General features: G+C 63.4%; 23 protein-coding genes. 19 read left to right on the forward strand and 4 right to left on the reverse strand.

Annotated elements, in window-relative coordinates:
* The first annotated feature begins 93 nt into the window (after positions 1-93).
* The 4 genes from H8R02_RS24225 to H8R02_RS24240 are packed head-to-tail and all read left to right on the forward strand — an operon-like array spanning position 94 to position 3,446.
* Positions 94-1,194: a PRTRC system protein F gene (locus H8R02_RS24225; protein ID WP_187084076.1), complete on the forward strand. Its 1,101-nt coding sequence runs from the start codon at positions 94-96 to the stop codon at positions 1,192-1,194.
* The gene (locus H8R02_RS24230; protein WP_187084077.1) at positions 1,184-1,957 is read left to right on the forward strand and encodes a PRTRC system protein B; all 774 of its coding nucleotides are present in this window, start codon (positions 1,184-1,186) and stop codon (positions 1,955-1,957) included. The genes H8R02_RS24225 and H8R02_RS24230 overlap by 11 nt, the downstream gene beginning before the upstream one ends.
* Complete coding sequence (locus tag H8R02_RS24235) at positions 1,957-2,577, forward strand: PRTRC system protein A (protein WP_187084078.1); 621 nt, start codon at positions 1,957-1,959, stop codon at positions 2,575-2,577. Before H8R02_RS24230 ends, H8R02_RS24235 begins: the two co-directional genes overlap by 1 nt.
* Positions 2,574-3,446, forward strand: a complete 873-nt coding sequence (locus H8R02_RS24240; RefSeq protein ID WP_187084079.1) for a PRTRC system ThiF family protein — start codon at positions 2,574-2,576, stop codon at positions 3,444-3,446. The genes H8R02_RS24235 and H8R02_RS24240 overlap by 4 nt, the downstream gene beginning before the upstream one ends.
* A 70-nt stretch (positions 3,447-3,516) precedes the next feature.
* Here the strand turns inward: H8R02_RS24240 and H8R02_RS24245 are convergent, their stop codons facing one another.
* Positions 3,517-5,310: an ATP-dependent helicase gene (locus H8R02_RS24245; RefSeq protein WP_187084080.1), complete on the reverse strand. Its 1,794-nt coding sequence runs from the start codon at positions 5,308-5,310 to the stop codon at positions 3,517-3,519.
* A 38-nt stretch (positions 5,311-5,348) separates the two neighbouring features.
* Entirely contained in the window at positions 5,349-6,398 is a 1,050-nt protein-coding gene (locus tag H8R02_RS24250; RefSeq protein ID WP_187084081.1) for a hypothetical protein, read from the reverse strand.
* A gap of 454 nt (positions 6,399-6,852) precedes the next feature.
* Between H8R02_RS24250 and H8R02_RS24255 the strand changes: the two genes are divergently transcribed.
* From H8R02_RS24255 to H8R02_RS24315, 14 genes are all read left to right on the forward strand, one after another.
* Positions 6,853-7,059 (forward strand): hypothetical protein, encoded by a 207-nt coding sequence (locus H8R02_RS24255; protein ID WP_187084082.1) that lies wholly within the window; start codon positions 6,853-6,855, stop codon positions 7,057-7,059.
* Positions 7,060-7,209: 150 nt separating this feature from the next.
* Positions 7,210-7,341 (forward strand): hypothetical protein, encoded by a 132-nt coding sequence (locus H8R02_RS30545; protein WP_255429525.1) that lies wholly within the window; start codon positions 7,210-7,212, stop codon positions 7,339-7,341.
* 264 nt (positions 7,342-7,605) lie between these two features.
* The gene (locus tag H8R02_RS24260) at positions 7,606-8,334 is read left to right on the forward strand and encodes a hypothetical protein (RefSeq protein ID WP_187084083.1); all 729 of its coding nucleotides are present in this window, start codon (positions 7,606-7,608) and stop codon (positions 8,332-8,334) included.
* Positions 8,300-9,283 carry an AAA family ATPase gene (locus H8R02_RS24265; protein ID WP_255429526.1) on the forward strand — a complete coding sequence of 328 codons (984 nt, stop codon included), beginning with the start codon at positions 8,300-8,302 and terminating at the stop codon, positions 9,281-9,283. Before H8R02_RS24260 ends, H8R02_RS24265 begins: the two co-directional genes overlap by 35 nt.
* Positions 9,280-10,011, forward strand: a complete 732-nt coding sequence (locus H8R02_RS24270) for a hypothetical protein (protein ID WP_187084085.1) — start codon at positions 9,280-9,282, stop codon at positions 10,009-10,011. The genes H8R02_RS24265 and H8R02_RS24270 overlap by 4 nt, the downstream gene beginning before the upstream one ends.
* Before the next feature lie 12 nt (positions 10,012-10,023).
* Positions 10,024-11,001: a hypothetical protein gene (locus tag H8R02_RS24275; RefSeq protein ID WP_187084086.1), complete on the forward strand. Its 978-nt coding sequence runs from the start codon at positions 10,024-10,026 to the stop codon at positions 10,999-11,001.
* Positions 10,998-11,456 carry a single stranded DNA-binding domain-containing protein gene (locus H8R02_RS24280; RefSeq protein WP_187084087.1) on the forward strand — a complete coding sequence of 153 codons (459 nt, stop codon included), beginning with the start codon at positions 10,998-11,000 and terminating at the stop codon, positions 11,454-11,456. The genes H8R02_RS24275 and H8R02_RS24280 overlap by 4 nt, the downstream gene beginning before the upstream one ends.
* 134 nt (positions 11,457-11,590) lie before the next feature.
* Positions 11,591-11,758, forward strand: coding sequence for a hypothetical protein (locus H8R02_RS24285; RefSeq protein WP_187084088.1), 168 nt, complete (start codon positions 11,591-11,593; stop codon positions 11,756-11,758).
* Between the two features lie 394 nt (positions 11,759-12,152).
* A complete protein-coding gene (locus H8R02_RS24290; RefSeq protein WP_187084089.1) occupies positions 12,153-14,876 on the forward strand; it encodes a ribonucleoside-diphosphate reductase subunit alpha in 2,724 nt (907 codons plus the stop codon).
* A gap of 47 nt (positions 14,877-14,923) precedes the next feature.
* On the forward strand, positions 14,924-15,991 hold the full coding sequence (locus H8R02_RS24295) for a ribonucleotide-diphosphate reductase subunit beta (protein WP_187084090.1): 1,068 nt from the start codon (positions 14,924-14,926) through the stop codon (positions 15,989-15,991).
* A 253-nt stretch (positions 15,992-16,244) separates the two neighbouring features.
* Positions 16,245-17,312: a DUF3150 domain-containing protein gene (locus H8R02_RS24300; RefSeq protein WP_187084091.1), complete on the forward strand. Its 1,068-nt coding sequence runs from the start codon at positions 16,245-16,247 to the stop codon at positions 17,310-17,312.
* Between the two features lie 46 nt (positions 17,313-17,358).
* A complete protein-coding gene (locus H8R02_RS24305; RefSeq protein WP_187084092.1) occupies positions 17,359-19,428 on the forward strand; it encodes a hypothetical protein in 2,070 nt (689 codons plus the stop codon).
* 260 nt (positions 19,429-19,688) lie between these two features.
* Positions 19,689-20,768 (forward strand): DUF7146 domain-containing protein, encoded by a 1,080-nt coding sequence (locus tag H8R02_RS24310; RefSeq protein ID WP_187084093.1) that lies wholly within the window; start codon positions 19,689-19,691, stop codon positions 20,766-20,768.
* 179 nt (positions 20,769-20,947) lie between these two features.
* Positions 20,948-21,319, forward strand: coding sequence for a hypothetical protein (locus tag H8R02_RS24315; protein WP_187084094.1), 372 nt, complete (start codon positions 20,948-20,950; stop codon positions 21,317-21,319).
* Between the two features lie 30 nt (positions 21,320-21,349).
* Here the strand turns inward: H8R02_RS24315 and H8R02_RS24320 are convergent, their stop codons facing one another.
* Both H8R02_RS24320 and H8R02_RS24325 read right to left on the reverse strand, forming a co-directional pair.
* Complete coding sequence (locus H8R02_RS24320) at positions 21,350-22,018, reverse strand: iron-containing redox enzyme family protein (RefSeq protein ID WP_255429527.1); 669 nt, start codon at positions 22,016-22,018, stop codon at positions 21,350-21,352.
* 57 nt (positions 22,019-22,075) lie between these two features.
* Positions 22,076-22,939, reverse strand: coding sequence for a hypothetical protein (locus tag H8R02_RS24325; RefSeq protein WP_187084095.1), 864 nt, complete (start codon positions 22,937-22,939; stop codon positions 22,076-22,078).
* 294 nt (positions 22,940-23,233) lie between these two features.
* On the opposite strand from H8R02_RS24325, the gene H8R02_RS24330 reads away from it, so the two are divergent.
* Positions 23,234-24,217: a response regulator gene (locus tag H8R02_RS24330; protein ID WP_187084096.1), complete on the forward strand. Its 984-nt coding sequence runs from the start codon at positions 23,234-23,236 to the stop codon at positions 24,215-24,217.
* Positions 24,218-24,221: the final 4 nt, after the last annotated feature.

The following is a 24,221-nucleotide window of genomic DNA, read 5'->3' on the forward strand; positions in this document are numbered from 1 at the left end:
ACACGCGCGGGATCATGTCCCGCGCAACACAAACCCCTCGGGAACCCTCGTCCCGTTGGGGCATCGGGTTTCCCGCTTCAAACGGAGAATCCGATGTCATTCATCGAATCGCCGCCGCCCTTTGCGGCGGACGGCTGCTTCTCTCTTCCCACGATCGACGCTGCGGTGCCGGTCAGTCTCACCCGGGATCAGCAACGGGTGCGGACGCTCGCGCATCTGGCTCGGGCATCTGCTGCGCACGGCATTCCGCTTCCCAAGGGCAACTTCGCCACGATGGAACAGGTGGTGGCCGCGCAGTGGTCTCAGTACCTTTCAGAGGCCGCGGGCCCGCACGCGCATGCGATCGCAGGCCAGCCGACGCTGGAGGTTCAAGACGACAAGCTGTCCTTGGTGATCGGCGCCGACAGCAGCCTCAATTGCTTCCGGCTCAAGCCCGTCGTTGAACGGCTCGAAGGCGTACTCCCCGGGCTCGGGTGGTACGTCAACAAGGTGCTACGCGACGCGAGTTGCCACGGCCACAACATGTACGACATGAGCTGCGTGCAGTTTCTGATCCATCACTACGCGATGGAGATGGACGAGTTCACCGACGAGTCGTATGCCAGGGTCTTGATGCAGGACAACGGAGAAGAACCCCCGGAGACGATCTCGCAAGAGATGCTCGACAAGATGCGCGAGGAGTATGCATTTTGGCCGTCGCAGATGGCCGAGGACGTCGACGGATGGGTGCACCTGATCTGCGGCACTGCTGGAAAGAAAGCGGAGCGAAAGCCCGCTCGCTTGTCCGAAGCCGGTGCCCGGGCCTGGGCAAAAGCGAACCCTGCGCATCCGGACCTTCAACTTGTATCGTGTGCGCTTCGGCTGGCGGGTCTCCTGAAAAAGGACGATCGCTCGTTCTGCTGGTACGCGGCACACAAAGACGACGACACCGATTGCATCGGCGCCGCATGCTTTGTCGCTTGGGACGACCCGAACCTGCTGTTCGAGGCCATCTCGCACCACGAGCAGAACCAGTACCAAAGCGGACAGGCGGTCGAAGCCTTCGCCCGCTACGTGCTCCCGCTGCATGACGAGCCGACCCGCGATGAACTCGCGGCGCTGGTGAAGTCCTGCAAGCGCTACTTCCAACGATGGGCACTCCTTGCGGAGCTCCTGTCATTTTTCCCAACTACCGACGACGACGATGAAACTTGAAGTGGTCAACGAAGGCGATAGCTATGCCTTGAGCGCAGCTGTTCTGATCTACACCAATTCGCATCGGCAACACGCGTTCGCGAGCAAGCACGAAGTCGTCACCCTGGATCTTGGTCCGGGGCCGACACCGAGCATTCGTCCCGGAACGCCGTTTACCGACGACGACTACCGTACGCTCGTTCGAGCGCTGGCGCCCAAAGAGCAGCCTCGCATGCAGTGGAACGATCCCCGCGTTCTCGCGAAGGGTCTGGGCCGCGTCGTGTGGTGGTCTCCGCCTCAACGCCGCAGCATGTTCTTCAAGTGCAGCTCGCACGCGGGGAATGCGTTCGAAGCACGGGGCATCGCTCCGACACCCGGCCTGGTCTGGATGGGCACGCAGCAAGAGCTGTATGTCTGGGCCTACCGCGGCAACCAACCGCCCACGCGCGACACGCCGCTGTGCCAGGCGCCATTCTTCAATGTCTGGGCTCGTGGCCAGGTCTGCCTGGGTAACGCCGTCCTGCCACCCGAAGACCAGCGTGACGATCTGGACAAGTGGGAGCGCACCTTCTTCGGATCGCGCTTCACCCACCCGAATTTCACCCAGCCGGATCGGCTGACGGTGGGCATCAACCCCATCCAGTTCTGGAAGAACCAGATGGCCAAGCCGTCCAAGACCTTCCCCGAGAAGGTCCTGTACGACCTCAAACTGCGCGTCAAGGATCTCCTCGACGCCGACCTTGCGAGTGTGGCTGCTATCGGCACCGCACGAGGAGAGTTCTGATGAGCATCGACGAAGCCATCCAGCGGGCATTCCCACTGGTGGCTGTACCAACCGCGAGCGCGACGCCGCCTGCTACGTGCAGCGGCATGCGCTTCCTCGCAGGACGCAGCGGCGTCTACCGCGAGATCAACCTGCCGTGGATTCGCATGGTCCACTGCGTAGCACCTTCCTCACTTCCGCTGCCGTATGGCGGCGTGGACGAGTGCATCGAGCTGCGCTGCGGTTCCATTCCGGGTCACCTGATCCGGTCCTTCATGGAGGATGCCAAGAAGGCGTTTCCGCACGAGGCTGCCGCAGCGTTTCTGTGGAACGATCAAACCTTTCAATGGCGCTACGCGCGACGGGAGAGCTTGTTCGCATCGTCGGACGCGCTTCGGTATGCAGAAGTGACGCCCTGGGAAGGGGAACACCTGGTGGTCGACGTGCACAGCCATGGCCGACACGACGCGTTCTTCTCCGAGGAAGACGACCGCGACGATGCGGGCGCGATGAAGATCAGCCTGGTCGTGGGAAACCTCGATCGCGAGCTTCCTTCGTCGAAGATGCGGCTCTGCATGGCGGGCCACACAATTCAGCCGGCCTTTCTGGGAGCTGATGGCACTGTGGGGCTTGCAACATGACGGGGCCGCACTCGCACCGCCTGCCGGCCAAGCTGTTGTCAAGCAGGGTGAACGTGCTGCTCGTGGGCGCCGGAGGAACCGGCAGTCGAATCCTCGAGCGGCTGGTCTGCCTTCACCGTGCACTGATCGCCAAGGGGCATCCCCACGGCCTTCAGGTCACGGTCGCTGACCCGGATCGAGTGTCGCCGGCGAACATTGGGCGCCAAGCCTTCTACCGCAGCGACATCGGCTGCTTCAAGGCCGACGTGCTCGTCAACCGCGCGAACATGGCGTTGCAAGGGGCCAAGTGGACCAGCATCCCTGCGAAGGTCGATACACGTTCCGGCATGGAGAACGTCGACCTCGTGATCGGCGCCGTCGACAACCGGTCAGCGCGTCTGGGAATCCTGCGCAGTCTCGAAAACTGCTTCGGCGGTGTGCGGTACTGGCTGGACACCGGCAATCGTTCCGACGACGGCCAAGTGGTGCTTGGGCAGGTGCCGTCGCGCAAGCGTGAGACCGACGACAAGTTGCGTCTCCCTCACGCCGGCGAGCTCTACCCCGAGCTGATCGACCCAGCTGCAGAGGATCCCGATGAGGGGCCATCCTGCTCACTGGCCGAGGCACTGGAGAAACAGTCGCTCTTCATCAACCCTACCGTCGCGGACTTCGCGATGGCCATCGTCTGGAACCTGTTCACGCAGGGCCAGATCGACACGCACGGCGCGTTCATCAACCTGCGACGGATGATGGTCACGCCGCTGAAAGTGGACCCTGAGGTCTGGACACGATTCGGCGTCGTCCGTGATGGGCGGCGGCACACGGTGACCCGACCTTCGGCGAAGGCAAGACCTCATGGCTCGACACGACGCAAACGCGCGGCGGCCTGAGCAGCAACATCAACGAACAGTACGAGGGGCCCGCGCAAGCGGGCCCTTTGTCATTTGCGGAGGCCAGAGACTAACTGGCGTCGGAGGGCGCTTCGCTGGAGCTGCGAACCGCCTCGACGAGCGCCTGTTCCGTGTGGCGCGCTTGGATCTTCGCCTCGAGCAATGCCGTGTGCGTGCGACCGCTTGTCCAAGCGACGCAGCAGTCGCGCGCGCGAGTCAGCGCGACGTAGTAGAGGCGCCGCTCGGCCTCCGGATTGATCCCCGACCCGTCGTCCTCGTCGTTCGCATCGATGATGTGCACCGTGCGGAATTCCAGCCCTTTTGCTCCGTGCATCGTCATCAGCGTCAAGGTGGCGGCAGACTCCCGGTCCTTGCGTTGCACAAGTCGCAGCCGCTCCGAGAGCGTGTCGCGCAGGTCGGCCAGGATGGACGAGCACAGTGTCACGAGCTTCTTGCTGTGATCTGATTTCGTCCATGAAGCGTATTGCTCGCCGACGTCGAGGATGACCTCACGCACCGAGCCGTTGCGTGCGTCGGATAGCTGTCGCCGCCAGTAGGCGCAGTGCTCGGAAAGTTTCTGCAGGAATTTGATGTCGGTGGCGTCAGCGTCGAGGTTCGGCACCTGGCCATCCAGGAACGGGCCGGCATTCCCGCCGAGGGCGAACAGCAGGTCTCGCCGCACACTGTCAGCGACGTTCCGCATTTGCAGCACCGGCAGCAAGCCGGTGGGCACGCCATCGACCAGCATTTGGAGAAAGGCGAGGTAACCTGCGATCACCGCCTGCTGCCAGATCGACTGGCCGATGCGACGGTACGGAATCCCGCGCACACGAAGCACCATCTCCAGCTGGTCGAGCGACCGGTTCACGCGAGCAAGAACGGCGGCGTCTCCGTGCTGCTGGGGGCAGCTTGCGATGAGGTTCGCGAGTGTGGCGTTCTGATCCTCAGGTCCGGAGCAGTTGAATGCCGCGAGCACGCCTCCGCGGCCGCGGCGCGCGACCAGATGCTTGCCCAGGCGGCGACGGTTGTTCGCGATCATTGTCGCTGCCGGCCCGAGAATCTCCGCCTTGCACCGGAAGTTGTCTCCCAGCTCGATCCGGTGAGCCCGAAAGGTGTCCAGAAAGGAGCGCATGCCTTCGTAGCCGAGCGCGTTGCGCCACTCGTAGATGCTCTGATCGTCGTCACCCACGATCGTCACCCGGCAGCCGGCCCGGGCATGCGCGAAGATCCACAGGCGCTGCAGGTCGTCGGTGTCCTGGCCCTCGTCCACCAGCATGTCGGTGAAGGGTAGGGGAGCAAGGGCTCCGGAGTCGGCTTTCATCGCGCAATCGCGCATCACGCTGTAAAGGTCTGTCTGCCCGGTCGCCGACAGCAGCTCGCGGTACCGTTCGATCACCGCCATTGATTTCTCGTGTTGCAGGTCGACGTTGTCCTGATCCACGCTGTACATGAAGCGCTCGAAGTCGTGTTGGACCTCGGGCCACTCCTTTTTCGTCACGCCCGCGGAGAAGGTCGCATCGCGGAACAGAACATCCTGCGTGCTGGGGCTCAGCACCTTCACGCGAGGACCGCCCCGGCTCAGGTGGCGGATGGCGAGGCTGTGGAACGTCGCGACGATCAGCCGATCCTCGCCAGGCATCCGCAGCTCGGCGGAGCTGAGCGACTTGGCCAGGCGCTTGCGCATCTCCTCGGCGGCCTCCTTGGTGAAGGTCACCATCACGAGCGAGCGGGTGCGATCACGCAGGATGCGCGTCGCTTTCTTGACCGACGTGGCGGTCTTGCCGGAGCCAGGGCCCGCGACGATCAGGAGATGGCCGTCAAAGGCAACAGCCTCCTGCTGCGTCGCGGTGAGTTTGGATGCCATGGATCGAGGGCGCGCGCGTCAACGCGTGCGCACCGGCCTCAAGCCGCAGCACTGGGCACGGGTTCGGCGCCGGCCGGCGAGGCCGCGCCTTCCGTTCCCGCGCCTGCCTCGGGCGGCTTGCGCTTCGCCGGCTGGCGCTTGGCGGCCTTGCCAGCAGCCGTTGATTGGGCGGCGGCGGCGTCGATCATCGCGGCGGCTTCGTCACCGGTGGCCGCGGGGCCGTCTTCGTCGTCTTCCACGGCCGCGTTCGCCGCAGCGCCATGCTGCTCGACGGCTTCGACGAGTCGCGGGTCCAGCGGAGTGCCGGCATTGCGCTGCTCCTGCATGACGCGATGTGCTTCGCGATACAGTTTGATCACCTCGGCTTGAAGCACCGAACGGAAGGCGCGAACGGCCTTCTTCGAGATCGCCTCGGCCTCTGCTCGTTGAGACGAGGTGAGAACACCGAACATGTTCGCGGTGCCCGCCAGCAGGTAGACCTTCTCCAGGAGCCGGAGCGCGTCGAGGTACTCGTTGGCGTGAGCCGAGATGATGGGAACGTCCTTGACCATTGCGTTGGGCCACATCGACGTATCCAGGCGGTGGCCTTGGGGATCGAGCAGGTTCTGCATCCGGTTGATGTAGTTCTGCATCAGGATCTTGATGTTCTCCAGCTTCTTGGTAAGCAGGTCGCTGTAGCGCTGGAGAATTTCCTGGTTGAACCCGCGCCAGGTGCGGTACTGATATTCGAGGAACAGGTTCCGGGCGACGAAGGCGTAGTCCTTGCGGTAGAAGCGCGCGGCCACAGGGCACTCGAAGGTCTGATCCTCGCGTACGACGTAGGGGCTTGCCAGACTCCGCACGAACGGCTCGCCGAAGGTCTCCACGAGGGCCCGATGCCAGCGCGTGGCGCGGGCGGACTGGGTGGCCTGGACTTGGCCGGAATCGGCCGTTGCGGTACCGACAGGGGTCGGATTGGGATCAAGCATCGAACTCTCCAAGTGAATGCAGGAATTGCGCTGCAACGACTCTATGAAGGGTTCGGCTCCGAACGGCGGGTCGCAACGTACCTGCAACTGGTCAAAGCCACCGGAAAACTGCGTCGACACATCGGAGATGCTTCACGGTGCGCGGTGTGGACCGCGTCGGTTGCGCCCGCGGAGGGCGCCCCGCATAATCGGCGCGCCGGTCGGATTCCGACTGGCGGTGCACCTGGGACACTTGAACTTTCCGAGGCATAACTGGCCAGCCGCGACGGCGGGTGGCGACCCTTCACCGAAGGGATAACAACTACAAGACGACTGCCGAAGGCAGTCCATGGGGGGCGCTGTCGCGCCCTGTCCATGCTCGATTTGCGGGCAAGACGTGACGGCATTGACCGTGCCGTGACGTCTTTCTCGACGACAGTCGGAAAAGGCAGCGAGCAATCGCTGTTGCATGCCTTGTGCATGCCTCTACCAACGGTGGAATCGCGCTTCGGCACGACCCACCCTATTCCCAACCCACGCGGGCGTTCAGATGCCCGCTGGGTATCGTCGCTCGCATTTCCTTCCTGGAGACCCCGTGAGCGACAACGTGAAGTCCTGGATGTTTGCAGCCATGTACTTCGTGGCTGCTGCAGCTGTCATCCTGTTCCTTTGGCGGCCCGAAATGGCTGCCGTCTGGTTCTGGGGCGAAATGTTCCTTCTGCTCGCCATCTTCTTGGCAGCAGTTGGCTACTCGCACCGGCAGAAGCAGCTCGAGCACAACGGGCAAGTCGCACCGACCTGACGGTCGACGCACTGCGTCCGCATGGGTCCCTCTGGGCTCCATTCCCTTGGCGTGTCGCGATTCGCGCACGCCTCCCTCAACATTACCCACGGGCAAGCTCTTCGCCCGTCGGCGATGCGCCTGTACGTGGATTCCGATCTCGGAGTCAACATGAAAAAGGCAGCTTCCATCCTCGTCGTCATCGCGGCAGTGACGGTCACGTTCTTCGGAACCGGCACCGCCAAGGGCGGCAGCGCGACGCTCAATGCGCGCGCGGCCGTTCTCGAAGCGGCGTTGAAGTGAGACACGGGGGGCTCCGCCCCCCGAGTTCTCCGCTCTTCGATCAGCCTTTTGGCGTCACGATTGCAAAGTGCCCCCACAGCGGGGACGTTTCGCAATCCTCGATGTCACATCGAGCGAGCCAGCCTTAGCACTGGCACACACCTCTGCGGCGCCTGCCGCAGTCATCAACCCCGAGCCGGGACCCACGTCCCGACAAGGGACGTCCTGGCCCAAAGCTGGAGACCACGATGAACCCCATCTGCGTCTGCTTCCGGGAGGAATCCCATGCAGGCCGAGGCGCGTGACGCGCGCCCCTTTCAGCTGCACCTCTCCCTTTTCGAGCCTCACGAGATCAACGCGTGGCTTGAGGAGGAATGCCGCCGCGAGCGGCGCCTTGAGCAACGATCAAAGGAGCGTCCCAGACGTTTCTGGGTCAGGACCGACACCGCAACGCGGAATCTGTTCGACTCGATCGACCTTGCACTCCTGCATGCGCCCCTCGGGGGGCCGCAAGACGGCAACGAGCTCAACAGCGAATTGGACCCCCTCGGCGATGAGGCGGCCGCTGCCGAAACTCTCCACTCCCCGGACGCTGCGTCCGAGGAGTGGTCAGACGGTGCGGTCGACCAGTTGCACGAAGCGGTCCTTCACTACTCGCTGAAGGCGCTGCAAGCACGCGGCAACGGTGCAGAAAAGCGCGAGATCCTGCAGTGGATCTTCGCCCCCGAACCGATGGTGATCCAGCAGCTCAACGCTGCAGGCGCCGTCGAGGAGGTCGCCCTCCCTCAACACCTCACCCCGTTCTCATTCGAGCGCTGTTGCCGCATTTGCAGGCTGCGCTCGGAAAACCTGATGGATGGCCTTAGGCCCATCCTCGACGAGATGGGCCTTGGAAACTTCTTTAACGAACTAGCCAATGGACGCAACAACCCAAACTACCCAAGCAGCTGCAACGTCAACGGTCGAACCCAAGACCAAGATGTACCGCCTGCGCGAGACCTTCAACCTGCCTGACGTACCCGAGGCTGCCGAAATTCCGGGCTTTGAACCCGGGCTGCCGGGCGTGCCCAAGGTGAAGCCGTACGTGTTCGACAAAGAGCGGCTGCGCCAGCTGACGATGTTCTATATCGGTGGCTTTCGCGCGCTGATGCTCGAAGGCGACCCGTCGGCCGGAAAGACTTCGTTCGTGGATCAGTTCCACGCGCGGATGAATATTCCGCTGCACAAGGTGCCGTGCTCCGCGTCGACGACGGCGCAACAGCTGATTGGGCAGTTCCTGCCGAATCCCGAGACGGGCAAACTGGTCTGGATTCCCGGTCCGGTCACCCGCGCAGCGCTTGACGGCACCTCGGTGCTTCTTGACGAGTGGAACCTGGTCGATCCCGGAGAGGCCGGCGGCGTGAACATGCTGCTCGAGGGCTACTCCTGGACCATCCCGGAGACCGGCGAGATCATCGTGCCGAAACGCACGACGCGATTCTTCGCTACCCAGAACGCCGCGGACAGCAAGGCGCTGGTGGCGGGACGAAACCTGCACGATGTCGCAAGCGAAGACCGCTGGTCGTACATGGAGGTGGACTTCCTGGACCCGGTCCTGGAACAGAACCTGATCGTCAACGAACTCGTCGAGGGACGAATCCCGCAGCAACTTGCGACCCACTTCGCGCAGATCTGCGTGCAGGTGGCGAACAAGGTGCGCAGAGCCTTCCGCGGCGAAGACGAGACCGACCCGCAACTGGTAGCTCTCGCCGACGCCATCGACAAGCCGCTGTCCACGAGAGCCGTGTCGCGCTGGGCCAAGTACGCCGTGATGTACACGGGCGTGTTCAAGGCGAACAAGGAACAGCGAAGCGGACTGCACTACGGCATTCGCCAAGCGGTGCGCATGTCCCCGACGATGGCGATGGCCGTCAACGACATGATCACGATCGTCGCCGGCTTCGACGAGCGCACGGCGTCATGAGCGTGGTCTACAACGTCTACACGCACCCGACACAGGGCGCGTGGGGCTTCAGCGCGCTCAACGCGCAAGGCCTCGTGGCCACCGCTTTCATCGACCCCACGACGGGTTCGGTGTCCGTCAAGGACCTGGAGCCGCTGAAGGTCGCGCCGGCGATCCAACGTCTGGTCCGCAAGGGCTTTACCAAGGTCGTCCACGGCAAGTACCTGCATGTGGTGACCCGCGAGGGCGCACGCTTCGGTGAATTCGTCGTGAAGCATCCCGACCTCGGCGAGCACTTGGGCGTCGAGTGCGTGATGTTCGCAGGCGTGCCCGCCGAGACCGACATGGCTGCCGTGGCATCCGAATGGACATCGCGACTGGCTGAAGCAAGCGGCGGAGACGTGGCGCGAAGAACGTGGCTGGAACACGTGGCCGCGGTGAGCACCTACGTGCCCGTGTTCGCTTCCGGTGATGCGCATGCCGCGCTGCTGGTGGCGCAGTGGGCGCGCGAGAACAACCTGGTCCTCATGGCCAACAAGGGCACGCTGCCGATCGGTGCGCCGCAAGAGCGACGCTACGAGTGGCGAACGTTCCTGAGGGAGTGGCTCGATCCCGCTGGCGTCGATCGCGCTTTCGCAGAGCTGGACTGGCCGTTGGCTGGCGCGCTCAGCGTCGAACCCGAGGCGAAGGCCTCGGACAAACCCAATGACGCCGGCCTGCTTGCGATCGCGCAGCAGGCGGCCTTCTAAAAGGTAGGAAACATGGAAGACATTCTTGCGGTCTTGTGGATGCTCACGAAGGGCATCTTCAAGATCATTGGGCACGGCATCTACGGTACGTGCAGTTTCGTGGTGAAGACGTTTGCACCACAGAAGAAGCTGCCTGCCGCGGAGCCGGCGGCAACGCGCGCACCAAAGGTCGAGGCAGGTCAAGCTGCGGAGATCGAGGTGCCGGTGATCCAGATGGACCCGCTCGGAGAGACGGGGCCGTCGACCATCATCCAAGCAAGTCCTTTCGAGGTCGCAGACCGGATCGTCGGCGTTCGCCTGGAGCCTGCCGTCGGCATCATCCACCTGCGTGTGTACGGTGCCGCGCGTGTCGTCAAACGTGACCTGATCATCCACGAGCCGCAGTTGAAAGCGCTGATGCAAGGTCGCCGTCACGCATTCCCGGATGCGCCGTACGATCCGAAGGAAGGCCTCGAGGCCATCCGCGAGGAAACGATCGCGCTGGCCGAGAAGCTGATCAACGAACTGGGCAACCGATCCGTCAAGGGAGCGAAAGCGCCGCGCAAGGACTTCACACCCTCGCGGACTGAAGCTCCGCGCGAAGCAGTGCAACCGCCGCCGAGCGCGCGTCAGAGCGTGCCCCAGGCTGTTGCACAGCCAACAACACCGCACGTCGCGGCCCCTGTCCCGTTGCAGGGCCATGTCGTCGCACCACGAATCAAGACCGGATTGACCTACGTCGGAACACTCGTCCGGGCGGCTGCGGAAACGCAGTCACCCCCGGGCCGGATGCCGTTCGAGGTCTTCACCGCCACGCTGCAGCTGGACAACGGCGCAGAGATGGCCCTGCGCGGCGCGGAGCTGGAGCGAGAGCTTTCAGCGAATCGTTGCCGCGTCGGAGAGCGGGTCGCGATCACGCCGATGGGCAAGGTCCCCGTGGACCTGGCCAACGGCGAGCAAGGTGCGAAGAACCTGTACAGGGTTCAGAACATGGGGAAGACTGAAAAGTGATCCTCATCACCGTCAGCGCCCGGCTCGCATTTCAACCGGAGCTCAAGCTGCTGCCAGGCGGAGGAAGCGTCTGCGAGTTTCGACTGCTGGACACCCGGTTCGCCAAGGGTGAAGAGCACGTCGAGGCCGTGACCTTCTTCTGCTACGACGCGCTCGCGGAGGAGTTTTGCGAGAAGTGCGAGAAGGGGCAGCTGATCGAGGCTGGTGGCCACCAGGAAACGCAGAGGTACATCCCGAACGGCTCTCAGGAAGAGCGCACGGTCGTGAAGTACCGGATGGCTTGGTTCAAGCCGGGTCCGCGTCCGCGAGGGCAGGGCGGGGATGCGAAGGCTCCCCCCCAGCCGCAGCGTAACGAAGCGCCAGCGAGCCGCCGAGCGCAGCAACAGGAACGTAGTCGGCCTTCCGGGGCGTCCACGCAACGCAGGGACGAATCCTCGAAAGACGGATTCTTCTAGGCACATCAACACCCGCCGGGGCAACGTCCCCGCGCGGGACTTGCCTCCGGCAATCACGGAGCAACAACATGTGCACGGCACAAGATCTCACCAATGAGGTGAAGGCCTTTCAACGAAGAACGGGCCAGGAGACCATGCTGGTCATCGTCGAAGGTGACGATCAGCAGATTCGCGGGCTGCACCACGTCGGATTCGATCCGGCGCTGGGACTGCTCGTGGACGGTCGACCGCCATCGGTCGCCTGGTACCAGCATCTGGACTCGTTCCGGGCGCTGGACGCGGCACCCGCCGTTCTCCACTGAACCACCAGCCGCGGCCGCAGCGCGCGGACGCGATCGCTGGACAGCCCCCGGGAGGACTCACAAAATCCCCTGCAAGCCACCTCGTGTGCCTTGCGGAAAGTGCCTCGTGAAATGGTGCTTTCCGCAAAGTTCACCACTCCTTCGGGAGCCGAAGCGGAGCTGGAACACCGCGCCCGACAGGGCATCTCCAGCCACTAACAGCCGCGCTTCCTTGAGGGGCGCGGCGAACGCGGGCCCAGTCGCCCCGTTTGCCTAGCAGCCATGGACCCGCACCGCGGGCGCGTGGCCACTAGCGCGCCCCTCAAGCCCATCTTGTTTTTTTGCTTGGAGCAGCTGCGCACCCGCATGGGCAGCAGTTCCAAGGTTCATCCATCCCCCCAAAGGAACCGTTCCCATGAAAAATGACATTCTCAACGTCGCCGTCGTCAAACGAGACGGCAACACCGTCGCTTTCAACGCGGCGAAGATCACAACCGCGATCACCAAGGCCTTCATCGAAGTCAAGGGCAAGGACGCGGCCTCTGCCATGCACCACTACGCCTCGTCCGTTACGGACGAGGTGGTGAAATCGATCCTGCGGCGTGGCCACGCGTCCATCGGGATCGAGGACATCCAGGATCTGGTGGAGCTGCACCTGATGCGTAGCGAGCACTTCGACGTCGCGCGCGCCTACATCGTGTTCCGCAGCCAACAGGCGAATCGCCGGGTGCCGTCGGAGCCGCAGGACCACGCGCTGAGCGTCGTCGGCGACGATGGCAACATCGTCACGGTCGACATCAAGCAGCTTGCCGAGCGCATCCGCGCTCACGCACAAGGGCTCGAAGTCGATGTCGATGCGGCTGCGCGGCAGGCGTTGCGCGACCTGTACAACGGCTGCAGCATGGCCGATGTCCGCAAGGCCCTCCATGGTGCCGCCCGGACACTCATCGAAGTCGACCCGGCGTACTCGAAGCTGGCCGCCAGGCTGGTGATCGCCGATCTGCACGCCGAAGTCCTGGGCGACGCCGTTCACCAGATGAGCGATGACGAGGCGTCGGCAGCTGCATTCGTGTCCGGCATCCGTGCCGGCGTGGAAGCAGAGCTGCTCGACCCGCAGATGCTTCAGTTCGATCTCGACCAACTCGCTTCGGCGATCCGGGCCGAGCGGAACGCGCAGTTCGAGCTGCTGGGCATCCAGACGCTCTATGACCGCTACCTGCTGCATGTGCAGAAGCGCCGCATCGAAGCGCCGCAAGGCTTCTTCATGCGGATTGCCATGGGGCTCGCGTTGCGGGAAGTCGATCGCGAAGCGAAAGCCATCGAGTTCTACAACCTGCTGTCGTCGTTCGACTTCATGACGAGCACGCCCACGCTGTTCAACTCGGGCACGCTGCGGCCGCAACTTTCCAGCTGCTTCCTCACCACGATTCCGGACGATCTGGCCGGGATCTATGAGGGCATCAAAGAAAACGCGCTGTTGTCGAAGTTTGCCGGTGGACTGGGTAACGACTGGACGCGCGTGCGCGCGCTCCGCTCCCACATCAAGGGAACCAACGGCGAGTCGCAAGGTGTCGTGCCCTTCCTGAAGGTCGCGAACGATACCGCCGTGGCGGTCAACCAGGGCGGCCGCCGCCAAGGCGCCGTCTGCGGGTACCTCGAAACGTGGCACCTCGACATCGAAGAGTTCCTCGAGCTGCGCAAGAACACTGGCGACGATCGTCGCCGGACCCACGACATGAACACGGCCAACTGGATTCCGGACTTGTTCATGAAGCGGGTGATCGAGCAAGGCAACTGGACGCTGTTCACGCCGAGCGAATGCCCCGACCTGCACGAGCTCTACGGCCGCGCGTTTGAGAAAGCGTATGTCGCCTACGAAGCGAAAGCTGCGCAGGGCCAGGTTGCCAACTTCAAGGTGATCCCGGCCGAAGTTCTGTGGCGCAAGATGCTGACGATGCTGTTCGAGACGGGCCATCCGTGGATCACGTTCAAGGACTCTTGCAACGTCCGCAGTCCGCAGCAACATGCCGGCGTGGTGCACTCGTCCAACCTGTGCACCGAGATCACGTTGAACACCAGCGATGGCGAGATTGCCGTGTGCAATCTGGGATCCGTGAACTTGGCGCGCCACATCAAAGGCGGCGGGCTGGACCTCGAGAAGCTGCAAGCTACCGTCAAGACGGCAATGCGGATGCTCGACAACGTGATCGACATCAACCTCTACACGGTGAAGAAGGCGCGCGACAGCAACCTTCGGCATCGCCCGGTCGGCCTCGGCGTCATGGGCTACCAGGACGCGCTGTTCGAGCTGCGCCTGCCTTTCGACTCCGAGGAGGCGGTGCAATTCGCAAACGCATCGGCCGAGGCACTGTGCTTCTATGCCTATTCCGCTTCGGCGGACTTGGCGCGGGAACGCGGCGTCTACTCCACCTTCAAGGGATCGCTGTGGGACCGTGGCGTGCTGCCGCAGGACTCGCTGGCCATCCTCGCGGAGGAGCGCGGAAGAAGCATCGCGGTCAGCGTGTCCCCGTCCATGGACTGGGACGCCCTCAGGTCGAAGATCGCAACCCACGGGATGCGCAACTCCAACTGCGTGGCGATTGCGCCAACTGCAACGATCGCCAACATCGTCGGCGTCGACGCGTCCATCGAGCCGAAGTTCGGCAACCTGGCCGTCAAGTCCAACCTAGCCGGCGAATTCACCATCGTGAACCGCCAGCTGGTGGCCGACCTCAAAGCCCGCGGCCTCTGGGACGCAGCGATGCTCGTCGAGTTGAAGCACTTCGACGGCTCGGTGCAACCGATCGACCGCGTTCCTGCGGATCTGAAGGCGCTCTACAAGACGGCGTTCGAGATCGACACGCTGAAGCTGATCGAAGCCGCGGCCGTTCGCCAAGTGTGGATCGACCAGGCTCAGTCGCTCAACATCTACATGAAGGGCGCCTCGGGCCGGAAGTTGCACGAGACCTACATGGCCGCGTGGGACAAGGGCCTGAAGACCACTTACTACCTGCGCACCACCAGCGCCTCCCAAGCCGAGAAGGCGACGGTGGACGCGGGCGCGCTCAACGCAGTCAGAACGCAGGAGGCTGGCAAGGCCTGCCGGATCGACGATCCGACCTGCGAGGCCTGCCAGTAACACAAACCCCCGGTTCGGCGCTTCGGCGCCGGACCAGAAAGGACACCATGCTGCTCGATGAGCACACCTTCAGCGCAACGACAGCGCCATCCTCGCCCGGCCGGGTGAGGGCCGCCGACAAGCGCATCATCAACGGACGGACCGACGTCAACCAGCTCGTGCCGTTCAAGTACAAGTGGGCGTGGGAGAAGTACCTCGCCACCTGTTCGAACCACTGGATGCCGCAGGAAGTGAACATGGCACGCGACATCGCCCTCTGGAAGAGCCCGTCTGGGCTGTCCGAGGACGAGAGGCGGATCATCAAACGCAACCTCGGGTTCTTCGTGACCGCCGACTCACTTGCGGCCAACAACATCGTGCTGGGCACTTACCGCCACATCACGGCGCCTGAATGCCGGCAGTTCCTGCTGCGGCAGGCGTTCGAGGAGGCGATTCACACCCATGCCTACCAGTACATCGTGGAGTCCCTGGGGCTCGACGAGTCCGAGATCTTCAACGCGTACCACGAGGTGCCTTCGATCCGGGACAAGGATGCCTTCCTGATCCCGTTCATCGACGCGATCATGGACCCGAACTTCCACACCGGCACGCCGGAAGCCGACCAGAAACTCCTCAAGAGCCTGATCGTGTTCGCCTGCCTCATGGAGGGGCTGTTCTTCTACGTGGGGTTCACGCAAATCCTCGCGCTGGGACGGCAGAACAAGATGACCGGTGCCGCGGAGCAGTACCAGTACATCCTGCGCGACGAGTCGATGCACTGCAACTTCGGCATCGACCTGATCAACCAGATCAAGATGGAAGAACCGCATCTGTGGACTCCCGCTTTCAAGGCGGAGATCCGCAGCCTGTTCCAGCAAGCGGTCGACCTCGAGTACCGCTATGCGGAGGACACCATGCCTCGCGGCGTGCTCGGCCTCAACGCGTCGATGTTCAAGACCTACCTGCGCTATATCGCCAACCGGCGCGCGGCGCAGATCGGGCTTGAACCACTGTTCGCGGGTGAAGAGAACCCGTTCCCCTGGATGAGCGAAATGCTCGATCTGAAGAAGGAACGCAACTTCTTCGAGACCCGCGTCATCGAATACCAGTCCGGCGGCTCGCTGTCCTGGGACTGAGCAACATCGGCGCCTTGTGCGCCACAGGCCCTTCCATCGGAAGGGACCTGTCTTGAGGCCTGCAGGTCAGGCTTCAAGACAGGTAGTGCGCTGCCGGCGGCCGGACCGCATCGTTTGTCAGGTCGCCGAAGCGAAACTACAGTAAGGACGTTCGGTCCATCCGACGGCAGGGCTCGCCTCTGCACAAACCACTTCACCCACCCGGGAACCAGCTTCCCGGTGGGGAGCCGGGTTCCCTTCACATGGAGAACCCATGGATACCTCACAAATCAAACGCAGGGACGCCCACGGGCTGATCTGCGTTACCTTGGACGTCCATCTGTGGTCGGGCCGCAAGCGCCTTCGCAAGGAAGCGCTGTTGGCCAAGAACCCCGAGTTCAAGGACCTCCCCCCCGAGTCGCTCGCGACCCTCGGGTCGATCAAGATCGCCGACCCTGACGATCTCGCTCCCTTCACGCGCCTGAAGCGCGAGGCCGAAAAGCTGCTGAACACCAGCGGCCTCCCGTTCCTCGGAACGACAGGCATCCCCGAAGGCAAACTGGATCGCGTGTACGCGGGCCTGGTGGAAGTCAAGGCCAAGTTCGATGAACGCCGGCACCAGCTCCACCGCAACTTCGAGAACCGTGTTCAGGAGTGGCGCAACAAGGACGACAACGGTCGCTGGGCGCACCTGATCAACGATATTCCGACCCCGGAATACGTCGCTGGCCGGCTTGCGTTCGGGTTCCACCTGTGCCGCGTGTCGGCACCGAGCGGCGAGGATGCGAACCCCGCCAACGTGCTGTACGGAAAGCAGGTCACCGGGCTGAAGGGCGAGCTCTTCGCTGACGCAGGACGTGAAGCTCGAATCCTGATGGAGCGCTACCTCACCGGTCGCGATTCCAACGGTGCAGTTCGGCCGCGCGAGAAGATCACGCAGAAGACGCTGGGGCCCTTGCGCCGTGTCGCCGACAAGCTCCGAAGCTTCAGCTTTCTGGACAGCTCCGTCGGACCGATGGCCGCGGTGGTCGAGCATCTGCTCGCACTGCTGCCGAAGGACGGTCCCATCGAGGGCGTGCACCTGGTCCACATCTGGGCGCTGGCACGCACACTGGCGAACGAGCGCGCTGCCGAGGAGGCGGCCGCAATCGCCCTCCAGATGGAGTCGCCCAGCCTGGCTTTCGAAAGCATGCTGTCGAAGGCCGGCGACACCGTGAACCCGCCAGCAGAACCTCTGCTGGCGCCGCGACCGCCTGCGCCCGCACCCACCTCGCAACCGCAAGGCGGAGGCGGACAGGCTGTCGTCGACGACGATGCACCCGCACTCGTCGGTCTCTTCTGAACCCGCACGGGTGGCCTTCGGGCCATCCGTGCATCAAGGAACCACCATGAACTCAAAAGCGCGTGAAGCGATGCGCTTCATTGAGGCATTCCTCTCGCTGCTGCTCGACAAGCGCGTCCCTGTGAACTGGGGCAGCCACGCCGGCATGTCCTGCGAGGGCTCCATCACGTTGCCTACGCCCGTAACCGGCGACGACGCGGAAGTGGCGTTGCTGACGCGGCTGGCCATGCACGAGGCAGGTCACGTCGAAGAAACAGAGCAGGGCTACAGCGACAGACTCACTGCCGAAGAAGTCGGCGTGTTCAACGTGCTGGAGGATCCTCGAATGGAGGCGGCGCGCTGCAACAAGTATCCCGGTGCCTCGATTCTGCTGAGTCGGGGACTCGGCGAGATGCTTCGAACGCTACGCGACAAGGTGCTGTCCAACGAAGGCAGCACTGTGGACGCGTGGCGGATCGATCTGCTGTTGCGCAGCTTTCTGGCTGTAGCGCCGCATGCACCGATCCGCGAACATGCCGGCGACATCCTGAACGGCCTGGCGCCGCACATCTCCGATGCCCAGCGTCACGCGATCGACGGTGCGCTACCGATCGTGGCTACGCTGAAGTCGAGCCGAGAGGCCGAGTCGCTCGCCACGTCGATCGTGAAGCAGCTGCGCGAGCCTGAGTCACCGCCTCCACCGCCTCCTCAGGGCGATAACGGCGGCGACGAGTCCGAAGACCAGGGCGAACGTGAGCCGAGTGCGTCAGACGGCGGCGAGCCAGGCGATGAACAGCAGTCCAACCCCGATCAGGAGCCAGAAGATGGAAACGATCAGGGAAATGAAGACGCCGACCGTGACAGTGGTACGGGGGCGGAACAGAAGGACGCTGAAGCACAGGGCTCCGAACAGGGAGGCGCGCAGGAGCCACCAAGCGATGCGGAAGAATCCTCTGATTCGCACAAAGGCAACGACGGGTCACAGGGTCAGGGATGGCCAGCTGAAAGCGATCCGCAGTCCAGCCGGCCCGCAGCGACCGAAGCGGACGCGGCACATCAGGAGTCGACCGCCCCGGACCAAGCCAGTTCTTCATCCGGGTCTACGATCGGCACGGAGTCGAACGAGGCACCTCAGGGGTTCGAACAAGAATCCGGTGTCCAGACCATCGACCTCGGCACATTGCTGCGCGAAGCCCTGGTGGAGCGCTACGGCGTAGCCCAGGAGAACGAAGCCCTCCAGCCGCTGCCGACCGATGATCGGGACGTGGAGCGGCTTGCTGCGGTTCTCGCGGCCGCGGACCCGACCGAGACGGCAGAACAGCTGCTCGAGCAGGCGCTCGTCGCCCTTCAGGGGACGGAGGACGCCGAAAAGGGCGAAGCTGGCCCTTCGGCCGGGATGTCGCTGGCACCGCAGGCGACGGGAGGCTTGGCAATCGACACACGCCTCCAGGGCATCCAGGCCAAACTGGCGACTGTGCTGCAGCGAGAGTTGCAGGAACGGCGACGCAGGCCTCGACGCCTCGCGTACAGCGGAGAGTCGATTGCCGCGGCGCGCTACTGGCGCCTCGAGCAGTTGGGCGACACCAGAGTGTTCATCAAGCGCAAGCCCGTCACGGGGATCGATTGCGCTGCGACGATCGTGATCGACTCGTCGATCAGCACGAAGCCGTTCTTGCACGTGTCGCTCGAAGTCGCCGTCGCGTTCAGCCTGGCGCTTCAGCGCCTCGGCGTCCGGACGAAAGTCGTGCGCTTCCCGGGCGTGGAGACGGTGACGGAGACGTTGCAACGCTTCGGTGAACCGGCCCGCGTCTGCGTCAAGCGAATCGCGGATGTGGGCGCCGGCGGAGGAACACCGATGGGCGCCGCAGCAGCGATGGAGCTACCGCTTCTGCTGGAGCAGCGCAAGCTGAAACATGTGATGGCGTTCATCACCGATGGACAGGCGCGGGATCACGAGCTGTTGCGTGGAACCTTGCGGTCGGCGGCAGACGCTGATGTCCTGGTGGTTGGCGTCGGCATCGGCTATGACGTCAGCGCGTATATCCCTCAGAGCGTACGCATTCAGAACGTCGCGGAACTGCCGGCCGCCCTGGAGCGGCTTTTCCGCGAGAGCATCGGCGCAGTTCTTGCCGCATGACTTACCTCACGCATGGGCCTACGGGTCCGTGCGTGCCCCCTCCGGGGGGCTTCTTCAGTTGCCTCGGGAACGATGCGCGGCGATTGAAGAAGCCTTCTGCACGTCCACCTGGACCTGATCGTTTGCCAGGGTTCGCAAGGCCTTTGACAATGGCATCGATTTCGCAATTGCGAACTCGCAGCCTGAAGTGGCTGCATCACCCACCCAAGGGGAGCACCGCCCCGAAGGGGACGGTTGTTGCCCGAGTCCGAAAGAGAGACATGAGCGACGACAAACAAGAGGCCCGCCGCCGAAAGGAGGAGGCCTCGCGACTGGCGGATGGCCGATGGCCGGCAATCTTGTCCGCCGCAGGCATGCCAGACCAGTTCTTCAGGAAGTCGCACGGGCCCTGCCCTTTCTGCGGCGGCAAGGATCGCTACCGCTGGAGCGAGAAGTACGGCGGCGTGTGGTACTGCAGCCATTGCACCGTCGATCGCTACGCGGACGGCTGGAGCATGCTGATGAAGCACATGGGTTTCCGCTTCTTCGGCGACGCAGTGGACCACGTGCTGGAGCACTTCAATGGCGCGTCCGGAAGGCGCGAACGGGCCTACCCAGCTGCATCGCAGACCGCGGATCCCAAAGCGCAACTGGAGCGAAACATCAACCGCATGAAGGCGATCTGGGACGCTGCGCGACCCGTGACCGCCGGAGACCCGGTGGACCGGTACATGCAGATGCGAGTCCCTGGCATGGCGATCGAGCACCAGATGCTCCGGTTCCACCCTGCGCTGGACTACTGGGCGCCTCCGCAGGAAGTTGATGGAAAGCCCGTGTTGCTGGGGAAGTTCCCTGCGATGGTGGCCAAGGCTTTCAATGTCGACGGAGAGTTCGTGCAGATCCACAAGACCTATCTGACGCCGGAAGGCTTCAAGGCGGAAGTGCCCGTCGTGAAGAAGATGGAGCGCGGGGTCGGCGCGAGCGCGTTCTTCGTGCCAATGATGGCCGTGACCGGCGACACGCTGGGCATCTGCGAAGGGCTGGAGACCGGCTGGGCGGCCGCGATGTTCAGGGGCATCCCGGTGTGGCCATGCCTCACCGGCGGGTCTATGGCGGGCTTCCAGCTTCCAGAGTCGCTGCTCGACACGGTCAGTCGCGTGGTGATCTTTGCCGACAACGACGAGCGCAAGCCCGTAGCTGCACAAGGAGGTACCAAGCTGCGCTGCGCCGGCAGCTTCTACGCTGAGCAAGCCGCGCAACGAGTTCGAGCGCAAGGCAAACGCGTCCTCATCGTGAAGGCGTTGCGCGTGGGCACGGACATGGCAAACCAGTGGGAGTCGCGAGCAGCGGTCCCGGCATAACGAAAAGTGGAGGGGGCACGCCGGAAGGCGGCCCCCTTTCGCTTTTTCGGCTGCCGCGACGAGCAAATTGGCAGGACCTCGCCTAAAGGCCAGTTACCACGGGCCAGCACGGTCCCTACAGTCCGTTTTCGCGAGAGCTCCATCGTCTCGCCCCCCGCACACTACCTGGTCCCGATCTCATGGAAGCGTTTGCCGAGCACGTATGTAGAAGCGCCCCAGCCAGTCGTCTCAGCGCGGCCCTTCGACGCGTGCGGCTAGCTTTTCCTACCGCGCGCGTCGAGGACATCGAAGGCGAGGAAACGGGTTTTCCCGGTGCGCGCGTCGTCATGCCTAACGGGATGGACGTCGTCGTCGGCGTCGATCTTGATCGCCCCGGAGACTTGTTCGAAGTGGTGAGGCTTTACGTGCGCGGAGAAAGGGCCAAATACGACTTCGAATTGACCTCTGCCAATGGGTTCGCGTCGACCGACAAGCTCACCGACGGCGCGTTGCTCAAGGTCTTGGGTTGGTACGCGGCGGCCGATATCGGCCTGATGGCCGCGGGCACATAGGCCTCCTGGCTTTTTTTCGCAGAAGGCGGATCACGTGCTCGGGAGAGGATGGCTCAACGCAACGTGCTCGATGATTTGTCCGGTAAGGAACAACGTGGTGCGAGCGACTGTCTTCACGAGTTGCTGCTGATCAGGCGTTTCAGCGAAGCGGGCAACAGCATCCGTCACCTGTTGCATGTGATCCTCGTCCGCCAGAGCGTGCGAGCCGAAGAACGTCATGTGCTTGGGCTCGAGCGAGAGATCTGCTTTCGCCTTGGCGAGCATCTCGCCGAAGTGCGCATAGGATCCTTCGGCCCAGAAACTGTAGCCCAGGCGCGGGACCGGGCCGTAGCGGAGCGACACGTAATACAGGTAGCCGATGAGCGCTTCGGTCGCTGGGTTGGGGGGCGGCAAAGCCTCGCCATCTCGCAATACCCCCAACGCGCGCAAGTCGTGGGTGACCATCCGTTCGTGCCCGAGCTCCTCCGCCGCATGCCGATAGACAAATTTCAGCAGTGCCTCGGGTGCTTCCACGAACGCAGTCACGGCCTGGTTCATGCTGTTGTGGCGGGTGTAGTGATAAACCTGCACGAGGAAGTCCCGGTACAGGTCCACGCTGACCGGTGCACCCATCACGCGGCGCGCGAAGTTGCCAGCCTTGATACGGGCCCACTCCTCGGCGACCAGTTCATGTAGTTCGTTGATGAAACCGGTATTCAATTTCGTTCCTTCGTGCTTTCTAGCCGTTCACGGCTCTGTGATTATCCCGAGCGCGACTCATGACCACTCGTGCCGGCGCTGTTGCGATGCAAGCCACGTGTCATAGGTCGATGCGGATTTGATGGATGCCGATTCGCATTGCAGTTCCCATGTCCAGACGCCAAAGTCACTGTCCCCGAGGGGCTGCCACGCTCGCTCTTGGACGTAGGTAACGCCTTCGGGCAGCCGAGCGTGCATGTGTCGTTCGGCAAAGGCGAGCCAGCGCACCCCGCCGTCACGCTGGAGGGTCAACGCACCGAATGGCTCCGCCAGAATGACGTAGTCCTGTCCCCAGCGACGCAGTCTCTCCTGCAGCGCGATAGTCACTTGTGGGAAGCTGAGTGTTTCGCGGAGGGCCGGTGGGAGCTCGCCCACCCAGCTCAATGCCAAGCGATGGTCGGCAACCGAAAGCGCGTCGATCAGCCGTGCGGGTAGGTGTGCCAGGTCATCGAGAGCGACGGTCGCGTCCACGTGCACGTCGTTGCGCGCAGCGCCATCCACCACAACCCGCGCGCCTTCCCATCCCTCTGTCCTGTCTTGAAGCCAGGAAATATCGGGTTCGTGGCCAGTTCCCGAGCCCACGATGCACGCCCGAGTCAATTCGAACCTTTCCGTGTACTTTGCCCAATACCTCAGGATCGCAGGCACGAGCTCTGCGCCGCGGGCGGCGTGAGCTACAAGTTCAGCCCTTGCGTGTTCGTGTGCAACGCGAAAGCTGTGTTCGAGGCGAAGCGCGCGCTGCGCGGTTTTTTCGTCTTGGGCGAAGGTGACTACCCATTCCGCCGGCAAGGCGTCAGAAATAGCCTGCCGGATGCCGGAATCCGGGTGGACCACGAGGATGACGCCGGGTTGGCCGACGAGCGGGATATCGGGAGGGTGCATTTGCAGGAGCGTGCCCCGGGGAGTGTCCGGCGGGCATAATTTGAGGGAAACTGGCAAAAAGGCTAGTTCCAGGCGAATTGATGACGGGGTAATGCCCTGGTCGCGACGTCATGAGAGGGAGAGGGGCTGAGCAAAGTCCCCGGCGCGCACGTATTTGCGGCATACCAAGTCACTGGTTTCGCCCGCGAACGCGCGTGCGATGCTCTGACAGAGTCGGGGCGGGCTGCCCGTCTCGCGTCGCCTGCCCGGGCAGGCCTACGACATCTCTCGATGGGGCGGACGGATCATCGTTTTATGAGCACATCGCATTTCCTCAAGCCGCTGCGGGTGGACTGCCGCTTCGTGTTTATCGACGACTCGATGGATTACTTGGACACCATCAAGATGGTGCTCAAGCGCGGCCCGACGGCGGCCGCAAGCTTTTACGACAGGCCGGACACTCTCGATCCTGTTTTGCACGAAAACGCCTTGCGCCTGGAGCGCGAGAGGTCCCTGCTGCACGGAATCGCAGTCGCACAGGATCCGGAGCAGGAAGGCGCTGCTGCAGTTCTCGCCTTGAAGTACTTCGCGAGCAAATGGCGTCGGGACATCATCGGCGTGCTCGTCGCCGACTTCGACATGCCGCTCGAGCGGGGCGACCTTTTCTGCAAGAGGCACAAGGCGATCGGTCTTCAGCGCGTCCTTTTGACCGGCAAGGCCGACCAGTCGCAGGCAATTAATGCGTTCAAGGACAGGCAAATCGAGGACTTCATCGCCAAGAACGAGCAGCGAACGACTGTCGATGCGAGTGGCAAGTCAGTGCCGGTGCCGTTCCTGGACATCCTGCGATCAGAGTTGGAGCGCCAACCAGCTTTGTCAGCGGAGCTTCGAGGCGAGCCGCTGATGCCGGTGCTGGACCGGATCGCCGCAGAAAACAAGGTGCTGCAGACCGCCGCCGCGGCGGACTCGCTGCGTCTGCTGCTCGATGAGTATCGGATTTCCGAGTACATGATGCTGGGGTTTCCTTTGGGGATTCTTGGGCTCAGCGCGGACGAGAAGGCCTATTGGTTCCAGATCGAGACCGCGGAGAGCAAGGTATCGCAGCTGGAGGTCTCCACGGGCGATGTTGCCGATCGCGTGAGTCGGGGCGAAACCGCGTTGAACTTCAGTTGGATGGCGCAACTAGGTCACGAGCCAACTGAGGTTCCTCTGCGTGCGCTCTCAACCGAGCCGTATCTGGCCGTGGGGGTGTGTTCGCTGGACAACCTTCCCCCAGATCTTCACCCTGCATTCAAGTAGTCCT

Source organism: Ramlibacter albus, assembly GCF_014297445.1.
GTDB lineage: Bacteria > Pseudomonadota > Gammaproteobacteria > Burkholderiales > Burkholderiaceae_C > Ramlibacter > Ramlibacter albus.